Raw genomic sequence first — 19,377 nt, 5'->3', positions numbered from 1 at the left:
TACGACCCAACAGGGCGGGAACAGGTTTGATTGCGCGGATTAAGTGAGTTTGTGGGCTGAGGATGGATGGGTGCCGCAAGAACTGCGAAGGACGGTCTTCGTTTGCAGGAGGATGTCGCGTGTGGGGAGATCGGGTTTCTCCAGCCGCTGGAGCATTGTTACAAGAGCCATAGCACCAATGTCGCCGGAGTTTTGATGCTGGGTGGTGAGAGGGACTGGCAGAAGATTAGCGTATTTGACGTCATCGATTCCGACTATGCGAATGTCTTGCGGGACACGTATTCCGCGAGTGGTGAGACCCTGCATGATCCGAGCTGCGGTGATGTCGTTGGCACAGACGATTGCGTCGGGGCGACTGTCTCTGAGCACGGCCTGCAGGAAATGATGATCCTCTGGATCGCCGATGCATACCAGATCTTGTTGCTGGGCGAGACCGCGAGCGAAGAGAGCTTCACGATAGCCGGCGATTCGTCCGTGAACGGTTGAGGCAGAGAGACGCCTGGCGACAAAGGCAATGCGTTTGGCTCCATGAAGGATGAGGTGCTGCGTGATGAGGAAACCCGCACTGCGATTGTCGATCCCGACGAGGTCATACTTTGAACGAAGCGGATATGGCGCGTAGCACCGGTCGAGAAGCACAACCGGGATGCCTGCGCGATCGAACGCGGATGCGATTCGCCGGTTTACGACGTCCTTTTCCGGCGTGAATTCCAGCGGTGCGAAGAAGACTCCTGAGACTTTTTGCGCGATGTACTTGTGGCAGAGTTCCTCTGCCTCCTTCTGCTGTTGCGCTAACTCGCCCATGGAGTGTCCCCATAGGAGAGAGTGCGGCTTGGCGAGAGGAGATCGCATCATGCCGTTGCAGATTGGTTCGAAGATTTCGGTTCTGCCGAGATCGGGAATCAGTAAACCGAAGACGTGATCGGTGGAGGCAATAGATGCGAGAACGTGTGTGCCTGAGCCGGGGTGTCGTGATACGAGGCCTTGCACCTGAAGATCTCGCACGGCTTTCGCTATCGTGATGCGCGAGGTGTTATAGCGTCGTCCGAGTTCGGCTTCGCTCGGAAGACGATCTCCTTTACGAAGAGCGCCAGTTTTTATCGCCGAATGGAGGTCCTCGTAGACCAGCCGATATTTCGGCGTATCGGTCGCTTTTTTCTTATTTTCTGAGCGGATTTCTGGGTCGCTCGCTCCGGGTTTTGCCTCTGAGCGAAGGGTCTGGCTGCTCTTCATTCAATCCATCCCGAGGAAATCGTTCCAAAGATCTTTGGTTAATGTATAGACAAAGATATGCCGGATCAGCCTGAACTTTACTCGCCAATGGAGGCGGTGGTCAACCTTTTGGTTGATATTTCTTTGCATCCCACGGTCTTCCAGGCTGTTGGCTCTGTAGGCGTAAATGGTTATTCACTCATTAGCTTGGCGGGGGTTCGACCTTGAGGCGATCGCATTGTTTCTTGGAAAATGGTCAGACCAATTGTCCTTCTCCTGTCCCGATTCTTGTATCTCCGATCGGATTGTCAATAACTTGCAAAAATCATCCGAGCAAATGGTTGACATGTGGTGAACCTCTCGGTTATTTTCGGGCGACTCAAAAAGTGTGATCACGTCGCATTCGAACGCGATGAGGACTAAGGGCCCAGTCAGGAACGTAGAAAGCGTTTGACTTTCGGCGGAGTTCGGCGGCGCTGACAAGATGATTGACAACAGCAAGCGAATGCAGCACTTTTTTGGAGGTTCGTTATGAGATTTGTGACGCGCGTAACGGTGGGTTTGCTATTTGCCGTGTGTGTTCTGGCGTTCTCGCCAGTTGCGTATGGCCAGGCGGTCTATGGCTCGATCTTCGGATCGGTCGTTGACACTACAGGTGCCGCGGTTCCTGGAGCGACAGTTACCGTCACCGATGAGGGGAAGGGGACATCGGTCACTGCAACTTCAAACGCGAGCGGCGAATTCACGATTGAACATCTCATCCCAGACCTCTACGACGTTACTGTAGCTGCTCCGGGCTTCAAGGGCTTTTCGCAAAAGGGCATCCAGCTCTTCGCAGATACGTCGACCAAAGTCGTCGCTTCGATGACGGTGGGTGGATCCGATCAGACTGTTGAAGTCGATGCGGATTCGGTTCCGCAGTTGAAGACGGATCGAGCTGATGTGTCGACGATTTTTACCCAAAAAGATATTGGTGACCTGCCGGTAGGCGGCCGTAACTTCACTAACCTTCAACTTCTATTGCCCGGCGCGCAACTGCTGGGATGGAGCCACGCTCCTGATGAGAACCCGCAGGGCAGCGCCCAGATTCAAGTCGATGGACAGGCGTTCGGTGGCGTAGCTTTCATGCTGGACGGTACTGATAATCAGGATCCAATCCTGGGAATCATCGTCGTCAATCCGAATCTGGACTCGCTTTCAGAGACCAAGATCACCACGCAGAACTTCGATGCAGAGTTTGGTAAGGCAGTCTCTTCGGTTGTGACTGCGCAGACGAAGTCTGGCTCGAATAAATTCCATGGTTCGGCGTTTGACTATCGCACCGGCAACGCAAATCTTGCGAAAGATCCTTACCAGAACTTCCCTGACACCCCAACGCAGGTAGGAAGCCACATTCCGGCCGGGCTCAAGAATCTATTTGGCGGTTCAATTGGCGGTCCAATTCTGAAGGACAAGTTTTTCTTTTTTGGTGACTACCAGGGAGCGCGTCAAAAAGTTGGAATCAGTGCCTCCACCATCGTGCCGACAGCGCAGATCACCTCTTCTTGTCTAAGCGGGAACGGCTGCAACTTTAGCGAATACAATCAGCCGGGTCTGGGGTTGAATTATCCCATTTATCACAATGTCAACGGCGTATCGACTCACTATCCGGGTGACATCATTCCGCAAAGTGATCTGTCGGGACCGGCATTGAATTACATCAAGGCAATCTCTCAATTCGTTCCCAACAAAGTAGGTGCTAGCGGATTGGTTGACACCTACACGCAGGGTGGCACGGGCATCTTCAATAGCGATCAATGGGATGTTCGGCTGGATGGACAGATTACGCAAAAGGCGCATGCGTTTGTTCGGTTCAGCCGATTTACGGACACTTTGACGGGAAATCTGCTGCTTGGTGCGGCGGGTGGTCCTGGTTTTGGATTGGGTGGCTATGGCGGAAATTCGTCTGGCGCAAACGACAGCACAGCTGCTGGTATGGACATCGCCATCAATTCGTCACTCGTTACAGATTTTCGGCTTGGCTACTACCGCTACAACATCAATGATCAGAAGTTTGATGCTGGGACGACTGCAGCTGCGGATCTCGGCTTTGGTGGACTGAATACCGGCGATCCGATTACCAGCGGCTTGCCAGGCTTTCAGATCAATATGCCTAATAATGGGCAGACGGAGTGGGGCGCGGGACTCAATATCAATCGTTGCAATTGCCCTCTGATTGAAAAAGAAGATCAGTACCAGATTGTAAACAACTGGACGAAGACAATACGCAATCACGCAGTGAAGTTCGGAGTGGATCTGCGTTATGCTCGCAATCTTCGCGTACCGAGTGACGTGGATCGCACTGGACTATTCAACTTCAATGGAATTGCAACTGCATTTACGCCTGCGGCTGGAGATCCCACGCCGTCTTCTCCGGGACTTGGACTTGCTTCTTTCGTCCTCGGAGATGTGAATCAGTTCAATCGCTACGTCAGTACTTCGACTAATGCGAAGGAGTTCCAGAAGAGAACCTTCTTCTACGCGCAGGACACCTGGCGCACAACCCCTAAACTTACGCTAAACCTCGGCGTACGTTACGAGCTGTACTTTCCGGAGGTGGTCAATGGGGACGGCAACGGCGCTCTCTTGGATCTCTCCACCGGCTACTTGCACGTTGCCGGGGTAGGTGGCGTCCCAACAAATATGGGCTGGCAGGCGGGAAAGAATACGTGGAATCCGCGCGTCGGCCTGGCCTACCAGGCTACAGACAAAACTGTGGTGCGTGCAGGTTACGGCCGGAGCTTTGACCTTGGCGTATTTGGCTCGATCTTCGGTCACGTAGTAACGCAGAACCTTCCTGTTCTCGCGAACCAGTCGATCCAGGGAGGCGGTTCGCAGGCCTCGAGCTATGCCCAACCTTTCAATCTCGCTACGGGGCCGGCACCGAACCAAACCGTCACTGTTCCATCTGATGGTCTTTTGCCGAACCCTGGATCGCAAGTAAGCACAAAGGCACGGCCTAACCCGCTGAAGCTGCCCACGTTGGACGCCTGGAACATGAGCGTGCAGCAGTCGATTACTCCAACCTTATCTCTGACCATGGCCTATGTCGGTAATAAGGGAACCAATACGCTCAGCGCAGGTGATGGCAATAATACGAATCCGAATGAAGCAGGAATCTTCCTTCCTGGAGCGCAGAGCATCACGGGAACTCCTCTCCATTACGATCCGAATGGCGGCACTTGTTTCCCTGTAGGTCCGGGCTGCCTGGCCAAGGACGCAATAAATCCCGCAACTGGGGCTACAGGAGCACAGAAGTTTTTGGAACGTTACTATGCCGGAGTGCTGCCAGCGTGTCAGGACCCAAACTATGCGCAGCCTACCGGTGAGAGTCTGCCACCAGGGGCTTGCGGTTGGAATCAACCGATTGGATATTACGGAGACAATCAAAACACCCACTTCAATGCGCTGCAGGTTACGGTCGCAAAGCAAATATCTCATGGCCTCTCGTTTACCGCGAATTATGCGTGGCAGCGTGGGTTTAACTACAACAACAGTTATGCGACATGGGAGAAGGCGGCTGCTTATGGCCGTGACGATTCGATTCGTGAACAACAGTTAGTGGTATTTGGCGCTTACGAGTTGCCGGTAGGCCGCAACAAGCTGTTGCTGCCCCATGCATCGCGATTTGTAGATGAGATCGTAGGTGGATGGCAGCTGAGTCCTGTACTCAACGTCTCGGGTGGCCTCCCTTATAGCCTCTCAATGTCGAATTGCACTACATCAGTTGGTGGGAGTGGAATCGGCGATAACAGCGGCCACCCGACTGCAGCGCCGTGCTATCCGAACGGAAACCCGGGCGCTTTCCATCCTAAGCAAGGTAAGTTCAACCCAGTCACTCACTCGAGGCCTTATTTCACGGCTCTTCCTCAACTTTGCCCAGGAACAGGCGCTGGTTCTGGCGGGTTTACCTGCCCTGCTCTCGATCAGATCGGCAACACTGGTCGCAACAGCAACTATGGCCCGCATTTTTTCAACACTGACCTTGCGGTACAGAAGACTTTCCCGATCAAGGAGAGCGTTTCTGCGCTATTCCGAATGGATGCCTTCAACGTATTCAACTACATCAGCTCAGGGACTCCGAATGGGAACTCTAACAGTGTTCCTATCGACGGCAACGCTTCCATCACGAATGGTATCGGCGGCAATGGTATAGGAACCGTTGGACAGTCGAGTCCGCGTCAACTTGCGTTCACAGCTAGAATAACGTTCTAGCCAGGACGTTTTTCGAGAGAGGGGAGCTACGGCTCCTCTCTTTTTATTTGAGTTACACTCGGTCCAGATCTTCTATGTGCAGTCCGTTCAAACTAGCCTTATTCCGTTGTCTGTTTTTTCCTGCTGTGATGTCCGTGTCACTCGGATTTGCGCAGTCCTCGACATCAAATGCACCTACAACGCTGACGCCAGATGCAGTGGTCTCTGCGCCAGGGACTGCTTCTGCCGATGCTTCGTCGAATCTGACACAGTTGCGAGCGATGATTGATCGCGGGCGTTCTGACGATGCACTAAAGCAATTGGATGCATTGGCTGCGAAACAGCCGGCGACTGCAGGAGTGAATCGGTTGCGCGGTCTCGCACTGTACTCAGAGAATGACTTTACGGATGCGGATGTTGCGTTCGCGAGTGCTTTGAAACAGGACCCTCACGATCAGGAGTCAGCACAGCTGCGGGGTCTGACGTTATTTCGAATGGGACGGCCGGCGGATGCGATTCCTTTGCTTGAGTCCGCTTCTAACTGGACTTCGCAGACGAAGATCGATCCAAACTATGTCCTTGCCCTTTGTTATCTCGATACCAATCAATACGACAAGGCGCGTGGGGCGTTTGCGACACAGTACGGATTTCCGGTTGATTCAGCGCCGGCTTATCTTTTGGCTGCGCGAATGTTGTTGCGCCGGGATTATCTTCCGGTGGCGCAGCAGTTTGCTACGAAGGCGCTGGAGTTGGACCCGCAGTTGCCGCTTGCACATTCTCTGCTTGGCGAAGTCGCCCTTGCGGGCGAACATTTGGACGTAGCTGTTGCGGAGTTTGAGAAGGAGCGAGTGCGCAACCCGCTCGATGGCAGTATCTATGACAGGCTGGGGGACGCGTATAGCCGAGCCGGGGACTATCCGAAGGCGCAGCAATCCCTGCAACGCGCGTTGCTTCTGGAGCCGAATTCAACGGGACCGTATATTCTGCTGGGAAAGGTTCTGCTGAAGCGGCAAGATCCTGCAAGCGCGTTGATGTATCTGCAACGAGCTGAAAAGATGGATTCGAGTAACTATATAACTCATAGTTTGTTGGGACAGGCGTACCGGTCGCTTGGTAGAGCAGATGATGCCAGTCGAGAGACGGAAATCTCTCACAAGATCCAAGCTGCGAGCGAACCTAAACTCGAAACGCTTCATTGAAGCCGGGGGCATGATTGTCGGAGAAGATGCCGAGGCGAGTTTTATCGCAGGTTGAGTCTTCCCGATGGAAAGGTCCGTCTTTTCAGAATGAGAGTAGATCCGCGTGGGCGAATGCTAGTTTTCCGACGTCTGGGTACGATCTTTTCTCTCGTCTTGTTGGCGGTTTTTTATTGGGTGCCGAAGTGTCGGGTTCGCGCTTTTGGTCATACTCGCGAACAGACTAACGTGGCTACACCGCGAGCAAATCCAGATGAGGTTTGCGCGAGCTGCCACAAAGAGATCTACGAAAAGTACGAGCGTACTGCGATGGCGCGAGCTAGCGGGACAGCTATGGAAGGGCTGTTGCAGGGCGATTTCTTTCATGCTGCTTCCGGAATTCGCTATAAGGTTTTTTCCCGGGAGGGGCGGGCCTGGATGTCGTTTGATCGCGATGATGCGCCGGAGGCATCGAATCGGGGGTCCGTTCTGGACGGAGAGAAGGAACTGCTCTACTTTATCGGCTCCGGACATCGTGGCCGTACTTACCTCTACGAGGAAGAAGGGGAGTGGTTTGAGATCCCCATCAACTTTTATGGGAAGAAGCAGTTGTGGGACATGGCTCCAAATTATGGCGCAACGAAGACCATGCCTGCAGCGTTGCCTGTCGATTCCAACTGTCTGCATTGCCACGCTTCGGCAGTGCAGATGGCGTTACCTGAAGCTCGCAACCGCTATGCGGGGCCACCGTTCCTGCAAGGGGGAATTGGATGTGCTGCCTGCCATGGTGATGCTTCGAAGCATCTGGAGGCGCAGGGGCGCGGGCCGATTGTGAACCCGGCTAAATTGGCTGTCGCGGCGAGGGACAGCGTTTGTCTCCAGTGCCATCTTGAAGGAAATGTAGCTGTCTATCGTGCGGGGAAATCACTGGCAGAGTTTCGCGTGGGAGACGATCTCGCGGACTACGTCGTTTACTCCGTGAAGGCAAACGAAAAGACGGGCGGTAGCCGGGCGGTTAGCCAGTATGAGGCGCTTCTGCGTAGCGCCTGTAAGCTCGCCAGCGGCGATAAGTTGACCTGCACAACCTGCCACGATCCGCATAGCTCGCCGAGTTCAGAAGAGCGCGTCGAGTACTTTCGCAGCAGGTGCCTGACCTGTCATACGGGCGCGAAGATGGCGACGGCACACCACCCAGAGCAAAAGGACTGTGCGGTCTGTCATATGCCCACTCGTGAGGCTGCGGATATTTCCCATGAACAGGCGACGGATCACAATATTCAACGGCGACCGCACTCGGCGACATCGACGGCGCGATTTCTGAATGCTACGGAAGAGGACGACCTGGTGCCGGTCGGTAAAGTGCCGTTTGGAGACAGGGAGATGGGATTGGCATATGCGCAGTTAGCGGAGAACGGAAATCCGAAAGATGCGGAAAAGGCGCTGCGTCTTCTGCTAAAAGCGGAGAAGAATGGCGCAAGCGACGCAGAGCTTCATACAAAGCTCGGATTTATTGAGCAGATGTCTGGCGACAAAAGTGATGCACGCAAGGAATATGCCGATTCTTTGAAGGAAGATCCATACGATGCTACAGCTTTGGGTAACCTTGCAGTTTTGGATGCGGTGTCTGGACACACTGCCGATGCTGTCGACCTGCTGCGGCGCGCCGTGGAAGCTGATCCGAGCCAGATAACGGCAGGACTAAACCTGGCATTTATTGAGTGCCGGGTCGGCAACAAGAAGAGAGCAATAGAAATACTAACGGGGCTGGCTCGATTTGATCCCGATGATCCTGCTCTACGCGGATTTCTGTCCTCCGGTACCTACGCGGGCGAGCGGTGCAGTCTTGACTCACGATCCGATGTCCCACACGGGCGAAATGGCTATTGATAGCTGGAGATCACGTCTCAGGAGAGGCGAAGTTTTGCGAGTTAGTTGCCGCCCACTAAAGTGCTTGCCTGACTCAGCAGGAATGCTGTTTACTCGGAGAACGATGCGGCGCTTTCTGTTTATGATCTGTGCGGTTGCTTGTTTAGGTTCACACGGTACGGTATGTCAGACGCAGACGAGACAGGCAAGCTATGGAAACTATTTGAACGGAGAGCCGGTTGGAAGCCTTGCTCCGTCCGATGCTTCTGCCGTTGTTCTTTTCTTTGCCGCAACCGATTGTCCGATCTCCAATCGCTACGTGCCAGAGATGCGACGAATTGAGCAAGAATTTGCAGCGCGCGGTGTTGTGCTCTGGTTTGTGTATCCAAATTTTGGAACGACTGCAGATGCTGTGAAGCAACATGAAGCAGCTTACGGCGCTGAGAATCACGTGCTTCTTGATCCGGATCATGACCTCGTCACTCTTGCTCACGCGAAAGTCACGCCTGAGTCGGCCGTTCTTATTCCGGATCGGCGCGGTGGGGGCACTTTTCGCGCCGTGTATCACGGACGCATCGATGATCGCTATCTTCGTCTTGGACAGGAACGGCCTAAGGCGACTCAACATGATCTGGAGAGAGCGATCTCTGAAGTTCTCGAAGGTCGCGTGGTGCAGCAGCCAAATGGGCCTGTAGTGGGCTGTGGAATCATAGGACATCCATGACATCACCGGTCGCGAAACACGTTTCAGCGGCACTCTTATGTGCCGGTGTATTTTTTGCGCCGTGGATCAAGCCGCTTCATGTCCGTGTTCAGGCTGCTACGGCTCCGGTTACTTTTAGCCGGCAGATCGCTCCCATCTTGTATAAGCAATGCAGTAGCTGCCATCATCCTGGTGGCTCTGGCCCGTTCAGTCTGCTTTCCTATGCCGATGCGAAGCGATGGGGAACCCAGATTGAAACCGTTACTCAAAGCCGTTATATGCCTCCCTGGTTACCCGAACCGGGCTTCGGTAATTTTGCCGATAGCCGTCGACTCTCTGCAGAAGATATCGCTCTGCTCAAAGAGTGGGTGGAGGGTGGTATGCCTGAGGGTGATTCAAGAGAGGCGCCGAAAGCACCTGTCTTTTCGGGCGAATGGCAGCTCGGCACGCCCGATCTCGTTTTGAAAGTGACTTCGCCGATGCTGGTTCCCGCGTCCGGAAGCGATCTCTTTCGCAACTTCATTCTGACTGTGCCGATCACGGAGACCAAGTATGTTCGAGCGATGGAGATCAGGCCAGGAGCCGCACAAGTGGTGCACCACGCGAATATGCTGGTCGATCGTACTGCCTCGTTGCGTCGTCAACATCCCAACGACTGGATGCAAGGAGTTCCTGGCATGGAGCTCACGGTCGATTCTGGAGACGCTTTCGATCCTGATAGTCACTTTCTGTTTTGGAAGCCGGACTCTCCGGCTCTTATCGAGCCGAGTGGTATGCCATGGCGGATTGATCCGGGCAATGACTTGATTCTGAATATGCACCTTAAGCCCACTGGCAAGGTAGAGACATTGCAAGCTACCGTGGGTCTCTATTTTGCGGACAAACCGGCGACGGCACATCCTATGCTTTTGCAGTTGGAGCATGACGGCGCTATCGATATCCCCGCTGGAGACGCGGCGTTTGTCATCGAAGATGAACTCAAGCTTCCTGTCGACGTTGACGTTCTGGGCGTTTATCCGCATGCCCATTATCTTGGAAAGAGATTGGAAGGCTACGCCGTACTGCCCAATGGCGAAAAAAAGTGGTTGGTTCTTATTCGAGATTGGGATATCGATCGGCAGTCAGTTTACCGTTTTCAATCGCCGGTATTTCTGCCGAAAAATACGGTCCTGCACATGCGCTACACCTACGATAATTCGAAGGGCAATATTCGCAACCTAAACAGTCCGCCTTTGCGAGTGAGGGCCGGGAACCGCTCTGTCGACGAGATGGGTCATCTGTGGCTTCAGGTTCTGCCGCGAGCTCTGCCGCATGCTGACGAAGATCCGAGGGTTTTGCTCGAACAGGCATGGATGCAGAACAATCTGCGGAAAGATCCCCAGGATCACACTGCGCTTTACAATCTTGCTTCTGCAGATATGATTTCAGGCGACTATAGGCCTGCTGTCGACCTCTATCGACGCATTCTGACAGCGACACCGACAGATGTCCGAAGTCTGATTGCCCTTGGAACGGCGCTCGACGGCGCCGGAGACTGGCAGCAAGCACAAGGCGAGTACGAAAAGGCATTAGCTATCGATCCTCAGAGTGCGGACGCGCGTTTCGACCTCGCTCATCTTGAGGCCAAACACGACAATTACGTGGCAGCCGAACAGGAATATCGCCGCTTGCTGGCGGAGAATCCAAAGGATGCTGCTGCACATAATGAGCTGGGTGGAGTGCTCGTTACAGTTGGCCGGACTGCAGAGGCGAAGCAGGAATTTGAGAGGGCGATCGGCATTTCTCCGAATGACTTCGATTCTCTGTACAACCTGGCCGGCATTGAAGCGGATGACAACGAGTTGCCGCGCGCCACGGAGTTATTGGAGCACGCTCTGAAGTTGCGTGACGACGCTGATGCTCATCAGTTGCTTGGGAACGTTTATGCTCAGTCCGGAAGGCTTGCTGACGCGCTGGATCAGTTCAAGGCGGTTCAGACTATGCGGCCCAAAGATGCGGTGCCGCATCGGCAGCTTGCCCAACTCTATTCGCAGATGGGACAACTGCGTGACGCAATTCGTGAACAGAATGCTGCCATCAGTGTCGAGCCAAAGAATGCAGATGATTGGAATAATCTAGGTGTATTGCACGCTCGCAATGGAGAAGCTGCGCTTGCCCGCAAAGACTTCGAGCACGCTCTGATGTTGGATCCTCAACATGCGGCGGCGCGGGCAAACCTGGCGCGTCTCTGATCGTTGCAGCGTATCCTCGATGCCGTTGGACTTAGTTAGGTAGCGATGTTCTTTAGTCAAGGATGGGATCTGAGTTCGCGCAAATTCATGGATAAACTTATGCAAAACGGGCTCTCTGTCTTGACGGCGGCATTGATTGCTCCGATCGCTCTCTCGGCCCATGGGTTCTCGCAAGAACCTTCGGCTGCCTTGAGAAAGGCAGATGCGGCGTATCATGCGGGGCAAGCTGCTTTGGCTAAGAAAGATCTTAGCGCGGCGCAGGCTGACTTTGAGCAGGTGGTGCAGTTGGCTCCTCAAGCTGAGCAGGGACATAGCGCACTTGGTGCGGTTCTGGTGAATCGCGGATATGTGAAGGAAGGCATTCGCGAGCTTGAAAGAGCGCTCGCGATCAAGAGCACTGACAGCACCGCGCAGATCAACCTCGCGATCGCTTATGAGCAGATTGGCGCGTCCGAGAAGGCTATCGTTTTGTTTTCCAAACTGGAGGCGGACTCACGCTTACAGAAGCATGTACTTCCTTCTTATGTGATGGAGGGGTACGCGCGCTCGCTTGCGGCGAATCGACAGTTCGGCCCGGCGATTACGAAGATGAAGGCTGCGCTCGCGACAGATTCGCAGAATGCAGAGTTGCATGATGAGCTGGGATCGCTCTATGCGCAGCAAAAGGACTGGAACCATGCGCAAGAGGAATTTACGACGGCGATTCACTTGAATCCAGATTTAGCAGCTGCGCATTTACATCTTGGTTTGGCGATGCGGGCTCGAGGCGAAGGGGACGCGATGCCGGAGATGATGGAGGCATCGCGACTCGCTCCAGCGAATGCGACGATCGCGTTGGAACTTGGTAAAGCTCTTGTTGCGGATGGAAAGGACGAGCAGGCGATTCCGGTCTTCGAACATGTGTTGCAGCAGGAGCCAGAGTCGGTCCAGGCATCGTATCAACTCGCGCTCGCTTTGCAGCGATCGGATAAGGTGCCGGAAGCGATTGCATTGTTGAAGAAGGTAGTAGCCGCCGAACCGAGCAACGCTGAAGCTATGACGAATCTTGGAATGGCGCTTAGTCAAGCGCAACAGGCTAAAGATGCGGTCCCGGTTCTGCAACGAGCCATTTCCATTGCCCCGGAGAGCGTGACGGCGCATCAGAATCTTGCAGCCGCGTATGTGCAGTTGAGCCAGTTTGGCGACGCGGTGGCGGAACTGCATCAGGCACTGAGGCTGGCGCCTGATGCGCCACAGTTGCATTATGACCTTGGCCTTGCGCTCAAGATGCAGGATGATTCGGCGGGAGCTATGCCAGAGCTAGAGACGGCCCAGAGGCTTGATCCGTCGGCGGCGGAGGCTCCTTATCTTCTTGGGGTCCTCTACATGCAGTCCGGACGGTACGAAGATGCGGCACGTGAGATGAATATCTCTCTCAAGCTTCGTCCCGAGAACGGAGATGGATGGGCGGCGCTAGGAAGCGTCTACGAGAAGTTGAATAAGCTGCCTGAGGCTACGATGGCGCTGCGTGAGGCTATCCGTCAGCTTCCTGGTCAACCGGACCCGCATCTGACGCTTGCGGCAGTCTTGACCAAACAGAATCAGCTTGGTGAGGCGGCGGCGGAACGAAAGAAAGCAGCTGAGCTTATGCGGGGCAATATGAATCGTCAGCGTGCCGAGGTTGCTACCAATGCCGGTAACTCTGCGTTGCGCAGTGGCGATGTGGAAGGGGCTAGTACTCAATTTCATGGTGCGTTGAGTTATGACCCGAATTATGTGGAAGCGCATCTTGGGCTTGCAGCAGCACTGGAGAAGCAGGGCAAAAGCGCGGAGGCGGCAGAGGAGCGTCAGAAAGCCGAGGCACTGAAGACGACGGGAAATCCTTAATTTCGCGCAAGAATTCGACACGGACCGAACACGATGCGCAGACGAAAGGTGTTTGTGTACAGTGCCTTTGAGTGTTCGCTATAATTCAGCCCACGGCTGACAGGGCGACTTATTGAGGTACGCTCTTATGCGAGTTGTCCATACACACTAACCTGCTGCATACCTTCGGTGTTGGGGCTTGGGAAATTTTGAAAAGACAATTCAGTGAATTGAATCGCCGTAAATTTATTGGATCTCTCAGCCGCACCGCATTGGTGCTTCCGTTCGCGGATATTCTAGCGCTGGCTTCGCCGTTGCGGCAGCAAAGTCCGCCACCAGCGAAGGGCATAGGCCCGCAGGAACGCAGCTATGACGCAAAGCCCGCACCTCCGCCGCAGGGAGAGAAGTCTCCAATAGAGGACACGCCGTTGGGGGTGAGTTTCCTCGACGTCGCGAAGGAAGCAGGCCTTACGGCGAAGACGATCTATGGGGGCGAAGCAAAGAATAAATATCTGTTGGAGACCACTGGTTGTGGTTTGGCGTTTTATGACTATGACAATGACGGCTGGCTTGATCTGTTCCTCGTGAACGGATGGCGACTGGAGGGTTTTCCTACGGGACAGGAGCCTCGTTGCCACCTGTTCAAAAATAATCGGGATGGAACGTTCACTGATGTAACTGCCGGCTCCGGCCTGGAACATAAGACGGGCTGGGGGCAAGCCTGCTGCGTTGGTGACTATAACAACGACGGCAATGACGATTTGTTTGTGACGTACTACGGACAGAACGTCCTGTATCGCAATAACGGCAACGGAACCTTTACCGACGTGACGCAACAGGCAGGTCTTATTCAGCCTGGACCGAAGGTGCGCTGGAATACGGGATGCACGTTTGTCGACTACAACCGTGATGGACACCTTGATCTGTTTGTAGCGAACTATGTCGATTTCGACTTGAAGACCGCGCCGTTGCCGGAGGATGGACCGTGTACTTATAAAGGGATGCTGGTGGCGTGCGGCCCTCCGGGCCTACCTGGCGGCCGAAATATTCTTTATCGCAACAACGGCGATGGGACCTTCAGCGATGTCAGTGAGAAGTCCGGAATGTGGACTGCTGTAGGAACCTATGGGCTTAGTGTTGCTGCGTCGGATTTGGATAACGACGGTTGGCCGGATATCTATGTTGCGAATGATTCGGCGCCAGCTACGCTCTATCTGAACCAGAAGGACGGAACCTTTCGCGATATCGCAATCGAGGCCGGGGCGGCACTGTCGGCCGAGGCCAAACCGCAGGCAGGGATGGGCGTCTCGATCGGAGATTATAGCCACAGCGGCAACCTCGACATTGTGAAAACGAATTTTGCAGGTGACACGGATTCGCTGTACACCAACATGGGAGATGCGACGTTTGAAGATCACACCTATCCTAGTGGTCTGGGCGAAAATACGCGGTTGCTCGGGTGGGGGGTTGGCTTCTTCGACATGGATAACGATGGATGGCTCGATATTCTGATGTCCAATGGTCATGTTTATCCTGAGGTCGACAAATCGAAGGCCGACCTAAAGTACGCAGAACATAAGTATCTTTATCGGAATTTGCGCAACGGCCGTTTTCAGGATGTCACGAATAAAGGTGGCACTGGGATTCTGGAGGATGTGCCCGCTCGCGGCTGTGCTTTCGGCGACTACGATAACGACGGGGATTTGGATATTGTCGTCAACTGCATCAATGCGGGGCCTCAGCTTTTGCGTTGCGACTCGACGCTGAATCGAAACTGGATCAAGATCAAACTGGTTGGAGTGAAGTCCAATCGTTCAGGGATTGGAAGCCGTGTGATTGTAACTGCCGCAACAACACCTGATGCGGCGAAGCCTTCGAGACAGCTCGATGAGTTACGGAGCGGCGGAAGTTATTTTTCGCAAAACGATATGCGTATGCACTTCGGGCTGGACCAGGCGAAGAAAGTAGATTCGGTGGAGATTCGCTGGCTTAGTGGGCAGATCGATGTCCTTAAGGATCTTGAGGTCAACCAACTCTATGTCGTTCAGGAAGGTGGAAAGATCTTGAAAGCGGGCCCACTCAAAGCGGGAAAACGAAAAGCTTAGTCGCTTAGGTTCGCCTCCATAGCGCGAAATTTGGTTTAGTCCTGAAGGAATCGTAGCTCGTTTGGTTACATCTTCTGTTGACAGCGAGGCAGAGACCGTTCAAACTCAAGCACCATGCGACTATCTATTCTAAGTCTTGCGGCAATCGTTTTGCTACCGTTGCCAAGCCGGGCACAGGTCCCTGTCTTCAAAACGACTCCAGAAGGCAGCGCAATCAAATTCTATGTTAAGGCTTCAGTCGCTCTCGTCGGAAAATTCGACAAGTGGGATGCCAATCTGACCTTTAGCTCTTCGGATGTAACGACAGGTGTTCTGGATATTAAGATTGCTGCAGCTACAGTGAACACTGGAAGCGGGGTAAAGGACGGCAAGCTGAAGAGTAAGGATTTTTTCAATGTCGAGCAGGATCCGACGATCGAATTTCGATCGACAAAGGTTGTGCAGACTAGTCCAGACACTTTTGATATCGTGGGGAATTTTTCCATCCGGGGTGTCTCCCGACCCGAGACGTTGAAGCTGACGGTTACGGGCAAGGGCACTGGCGCGGGCTTTATCAAAGGTGTTATGGCGTTCGATCGGAAGGATTATGGCATGACGAGTGGGATCCCGTTTGTGAAGATCGCCGACCGCGTTGAGGTAGATGTGGATCTGAAAGTACAGCAGGTTAGCGGGCCCCGGCTGGTCTACAAAGAATAAGCTGTTCGTTTCTGATTTCTCCGTGCATGGCTGTTAATGGGTAGAGCCGCAGTCAAATCCTTCTTTGAATTCAGATACCGTTGTCTCCCCAAACAGTGGGTGCTGGCGAGACTGCGCCGCGAGAGGATCGATACTTGTCTTCGAGACCTGTCCGCGCACAAACTCGTCGCTTCTTGCGGACCTATTCGACTTTTCTAATATGGTTTTGGGCACGATGGGAGTAGAACGGTTTTTGACGTTGCGGTGGCTATGTCAAATGTCGCTGAGGTGGATCTGGTACGCGCGATTGAATGGTGAATCAATGGTGTCAAGGCTGGTTTCGGTAGCCACGAGCGGGGGCGGAGATGGTTCACATTCGTTGCATGATCTTGGCGGGGTTGGTTTGCGAAGTGGTGTTGCTGACCGCATTGCCGGGACACGCCTGGCAACAGGACCAGCAGAAGGACGGCATGGCCGGAATGAACATGAGTGGCGGCAAGGGCAACATGAACGATATGGCTGATATGAAAAATATGGGGCCGAGTATGGCTGCCATGGCCGGTCACATGACTATTACTCCGGTGTGGCCGAAGCAGCCTGGCGATGAGGCGCGGGCGAAGGAGGTAGTGGCCGAAGCCAAGGCGACCATGGAACGTTACAAAGACTATCGAAAGGCTTTAGCCGATGGATATGTGATCGCGAATCCGAAGCTCGAACAGCCGCAGTACCACTTCACGAAAGAGGACAACGCCCGAGTGGCGGATCTGCACTTTGACCCAACCAAACCGACGTCGCTGCTTTATCGTAGAACTCCTTATCAGCAGTACAAACTAGAGGGCGTGATGTATACGGCTCGGCCAAACGCAACCGAAGAGGACCTGAACGGCCGCATTCCGCTCAGCATCGCGCGCTGGCATGAGCATACGAACTTCTGCGAGGCTCCTGCAGACCGGGTTAAGGACTACCAGGCCGCCCATCCGAAGTTCGGCATGTTCGGCTCCATCAACACGAAAGAGGCCTGTGAGGCCGAGGGGGGCATCTTTCACCCTTATATGTTTACCTGGATGATCCATGTCTTCCCTTATGAGAGTGACTTTAAGGACGTCTTCTCGATGAATGATGACGTGCCTCATGTCCACTGACACTCTTCGGAAGCAGGATGATTGCTATCTCGAGATCACGAAGGATTTCAGGTGGGTGCCATCGTAGTAGAACTGATTTGCTGGGCCTACGAGTTTTTCGTAAACGAAGGACTCTCGGGAGATTGTGGCTTTGGTGCCGTATAGGTCCTGGTAGTGGCCGGGTCGGAGTTTCCAGACGACGAATGGGTCCGCGACCTGGGTGGGAGGGACGACGACTGCGGTGACGGGGAGGTCTTTCTTAAAGAAGACGAGGGTGAGCTTCTCAGTCGGGTTTTTCTGATCGTCTCGGTGGATCGTCGCGACCAGATAAGACGACTTTCCTTTGGGGTAGAAGTTTCCAACAGTTACTCCCGGGCATTCGCCTGGATGATTGACCCGGAAGATTTGAGGATCGTTGCCTGAGAGATCCTGCGGTTGCACGATCGTCCAATTGTCCTGCTCAACGGCCGACCTGACAGACTGGGGCAGGTTACTCAGGCAGTCTTCTGCGCGGGAATATGTGGCGAGGCAGGTGAAGATTGCCAGGAGCATGCCTTTATAAAAGCTCATGGGATTAGCTTCATCCCGCGTGCTGGGTTTGGGCGATACATCCTTTGGGGGAGAGAGAACGGTTGGGATCCAGCGAAGACCCCCACATCTCCGAGTCGAGATGTGGGGGCGGTGGAATGCCAGGCGTCTTCGCCAGTGACGGCGACTGGAGTTAGAGGTTTCGAGCTCTGTTACCGGTTACCAGGCGCAGGAGCAAGGTGAGGAGAACAGCTCCGACAATAGCTACGATGACGGTGTAGATGAGGCCACCGGAACCGGCATAGCCGAGTTTCTGCATGATGAAGCCGCCGACGATGGCTCCGATGATGCCGATGACGATATCTCCGATTGCGCCGTAGCCGCTGCCCTTCATGAGCTTTCCTGTGAGGAAGCCAGCGATGAGGCCTACGATGATCCACCAAATGATGAACATTTGTATTTCTCCTTATTATTTTTGAATTGGGCCCGCGTCGAGTGCCTGACAGACAAGCGGAATGGCGTCCGATCATTACTTGCGGCTCACTCCGGCGTCTTAGGTGTCAGACCCGTTTCTTTCGCTGTGGGTTGTTTGTCTTCAATACTTTATGCATAAATTCGACGGATGACTCACGAAAAAACTTCGGGGATTGCAGCATCGCCGATGGCTGCCCGGCGACCATGGACGGGATGCCTCCCGCGAGTTGTGACGTAAGATTGCCTGCGTGATAGCAAATCATCTTCCCTGGCACTCTGCGGTGAGCGCCCTGGGGCAGACAACTTTTGGGCGACTCCTATCGGCCTTGACGCTTGGCGCTTGTGTGGGCGCGGAGCGCCAGTGGAGACAGCGCGCGGCGGGCTTGCGCACCAATACCTTGGTCTGCTTTGGGGCTGCGGCTTTCGTCGATCTAGGAGTGACGATTGCGCCGGGAACGACGCAGGTGATCGCATATGTAGTGTCTGGTGTGGGATTTCTCGGCGCGGGCGCCATCATGAAAGACGGTGGGAATGTGCGCGGGTTGAACACGGCCGCGACACTGTGGTGCTCTGCCGCTGTTGGGGCCTATGCTGGCGCAGGCAAGATCTTTGAGGCTGCTTTTGTTGCGGCTTTGCTGGTGGCGATCAATTCGGTGCTTCGTCCACTGTCGCGGTTTATCGATCGACGTTCTCTTTCGGTGGTGGAGACGCATGCGCTTTACCGATTGAGGCTTATCTGCGATGTGGAACATCAGACGGAGGCGGAGTATGAGTTGACTCGCGCGATCGCGGAACGTTCCCTTGTGCTGCAAAAGACGCACGCGGAGCGGGTGGAAGATACGGATCACTCGATTATCCAGGTGATTCTGGAATCGCCTACGCACGATGCCAGTGTTTTGAATGCGCTGGCGGCGGAGATGCGGGCGTATCCGTGGACGGAGTCTGTGGAATGGACTGAGACTGGAGGCGAGGCGGAATAGAACGTTGTGTTTTCGTCGACGGAAACATGGTGTGCGCCGCATTATTTTTTCTGGCGGGAGATTCTGTGGTTGTGCTGGGTATTTTGCGGAAAAGCATGTTTCGATATGGTTTTTTGGTGGTGAGAACGTGGTGGAATGCGTGGTAAACGTGGTGTTTTGGCAGTCGCTTTTTCGGTGGTGAAAAATGCGCCAGGTTTTTGGGATTTATTTTTCGGCTTCCCGTCTTGGG

At 54.1% G+C, this 19,377-nt stretch carries 13 protein-coding genes and 1 pseudogene; 11 read left to right on the top strand and 3 right to left on the bottom strand.

Annotation, left to right across the window (positions count from 1 at the left end; translation table 11 throughout):
• Positions 1 to 39 precede the first annotated feature (39 nt).
• Positions 40 to 1,233 carry a GntR family transcriptional regulator gene (locus RBB76_RS05205; RefSeq protein ID WP_429628470.1) on the bottom strand — a complete coding sequence of 398 codons (1,194 nt, stop codon included), beginning with the start codon at positions 1,231 to 1,233 and terminating at the stop codon, positions 40 to 42.
• Between the two features lie 510 nt (positions 1,234 to 1,743).
• Here RBB76_RS05205 and RBB76_RS05200 point away from each other — a divergent pair.
• The 10 genes and pseudogenes from RBB76_RS05200 to RBB76_RS05155 all read left to right on the top strand — a co-directional run.
• Positions 1,744 to 2,067 (top strand): annotated as a pseudogene (locus tag RBB76_RS05200) (carboxypeptidase-like regulatory domain-containing protein); the annotation flags it as partial.
• A 663-nt stretch (positions 2,068 to 2,730) separates the two neighbouring features.
• Positions 2,731 to 5,466, top strand: coding sequence for a TonB-dependent receptor (locus RBB76_RS05195; protein ID WP_433963558.1), 2,736 nt, complete (start codon positions 2,731 to 2,733; stop codon positions 5,464 to 5,466).
• Positions 5,467 to 5,600: 134 nt separating this feature from the next.
• Positions 5,601 to 6,644 carry a tetratricopeptide repeat protein gene (locus tag RBB76_RS05190; protein ID WP_429628471.1) on the top strand — a complete coding sequence of 348 codons (1,044 nt, stop codon included), beginning with the start codon at positions 5,601 to 5,603 and terminating at the stop codon, positions 6,642 to 6,644.
• 225 nt (positions 6,645 to 6,869) lie between these two features.
• Positions 6,870 to 8,507: a tetratricopeptide repeat protein gene (locus RBB76_RS05185; protein WP_433963519.1), complete on the top strand. Its 1,638-nt coding sequence runs from the start codon at positions 6,870 to 6,872 to the stop codon at positions 8,505 to 8,507.
• A gap of 103 nt (positions 8,508 to 8,610) precedes the next feature.
• Positions 8,611 to 9,210, top strand: coding sequence for a redoxin domain-containing protein (locus RBB76_RS05180; protein WP_429628473.1), 600 nt, complete (start codon positions 8,611 to 8,613; stop codon positions 9,208 to 9,210).
• Positions 9,207 to 11,420: a tetratricopeptide repeat protein gene (locus tag RBB76_RS05175; RefSeq protein WP_429628474.1), complete on the top strand. Its 2,214-nt coding sequence runs from the start codon at positions 9,207 to 9,209 to the stop codon at positions 11,418 to 11,420. Before RBB76_RS05180 ends, RBB76_RS05175 begins: the two co-directional genes overlap by 4 nt.
• 99 nt (positions 11,421 to 11,519) lie before the next feature.
• The gene (locus tag RBB76_RS05170; RefSeq protein ID WP_429628475.1) at positions 11,520 to 13,286 is read left to right on the top strand and encodes a tetratricopeptide repeat protein; all 1,767 of its coding nucleotides are present in this window, start codon (positions 11,520 to 11,522) and stop codon (positions 13,284 to 13,286) included.
• 209 nt (positions 13,287 to 13,495) lie between these two features.
• Complete coding sequence (locus RBB76_RS05165; protein WP_429628476.1) at positions 13,496 to 15,370, top strand: CRTAC1 family protein; 1,875 nt, start codon at positions 13,496 to 13,498, stop codon at positions 15,368 to 15,370.
• A 114-nt stretch (positions 15,371 to 15,484) separates the two neighbouring features.
• Positions 15,485 to 16,066: a YceI family protein gene (locus RBB76_RS05160; protein ID WP_429628477.1), complete on the top strand. Its 582-nt coding sequence runs from the start codon at positions 15,485 to 15,487 to the stop codon at positions 16,064 to 16,066.
• Between the two features lie 344 nt (positions 16,067 to 16,410).
• Positions 16,411 to 17,187 carry a hypothetical protein gene (locus RBB76_RS05155; RefSeq protein WP_429628478.1) on the top strand — a complete coding sequence of 259 codons (777 nt, stop codon included), beginning with the start codon at positions 16,411 to 16,413 and terminating at the stop codon, positions 17,185 to 17,187.
• Between the two features lie 24 nt (positions 17,188 to 17,211).
• On the opposite strand, the gene RBB76_RS05150 is transcribed toward RBB76_RS05155, so the two are convergent.
• Positions 17,212 to 17,736, bottom strand: a complete 525-nt coding sequence (locus tag RBB76_RS05150) for a hypothetical protein (protein WP_429628479.1) — start codon at positions 17,734 to 17,736, stop codon at positions 17,212 to 17,214.
• Positions 17,737 to 17,887: 151 nt separating this feature from the next.
• Entirely contained in the window at positions 17,888 to 18,148 is a 261-nt protein-coding gene (locus RBB76_RS05145) for a GlsB/YeaQ/YmgE family stress response membrane protein (RefSeq protein WP_183978459.1), read from the bottom strand.
• A gap of 268 nt (positions 18,149 to 18,416) precedes the next feature.
• Between RBB76_RS05145 and RBB76_RS05140 the strand changes: the two genes are divergently transcribed.
• A complete protein-coding gene (locus tag RBB76_RS05140; RefSeq protein WP_429628480.1) occupies positions 18,417 to 19,148 on the top strand; it encodes an MgtC/SapB family protein in 732 nt (243 codons plus the stop codon).
• Positions 19,149 to 19,377 lie beyond the last annotated feature (229 nt).

It is taken from the genome of Tunturiibacter psychrotolerans (assembly GCF_051013365.1).
Lineage (GTDB): Bacteria > Acidobacteriota > Terriglobia > Terriglobales > Acidobacteriaceae > Edaphobacter > Edaphobacter psychrotolerans_A.
The sequence above is the reverse complement of the archived record's forward strand: the minus strand, read 5'-3'. Positions and strand labels throughout refer to the sequence as shown.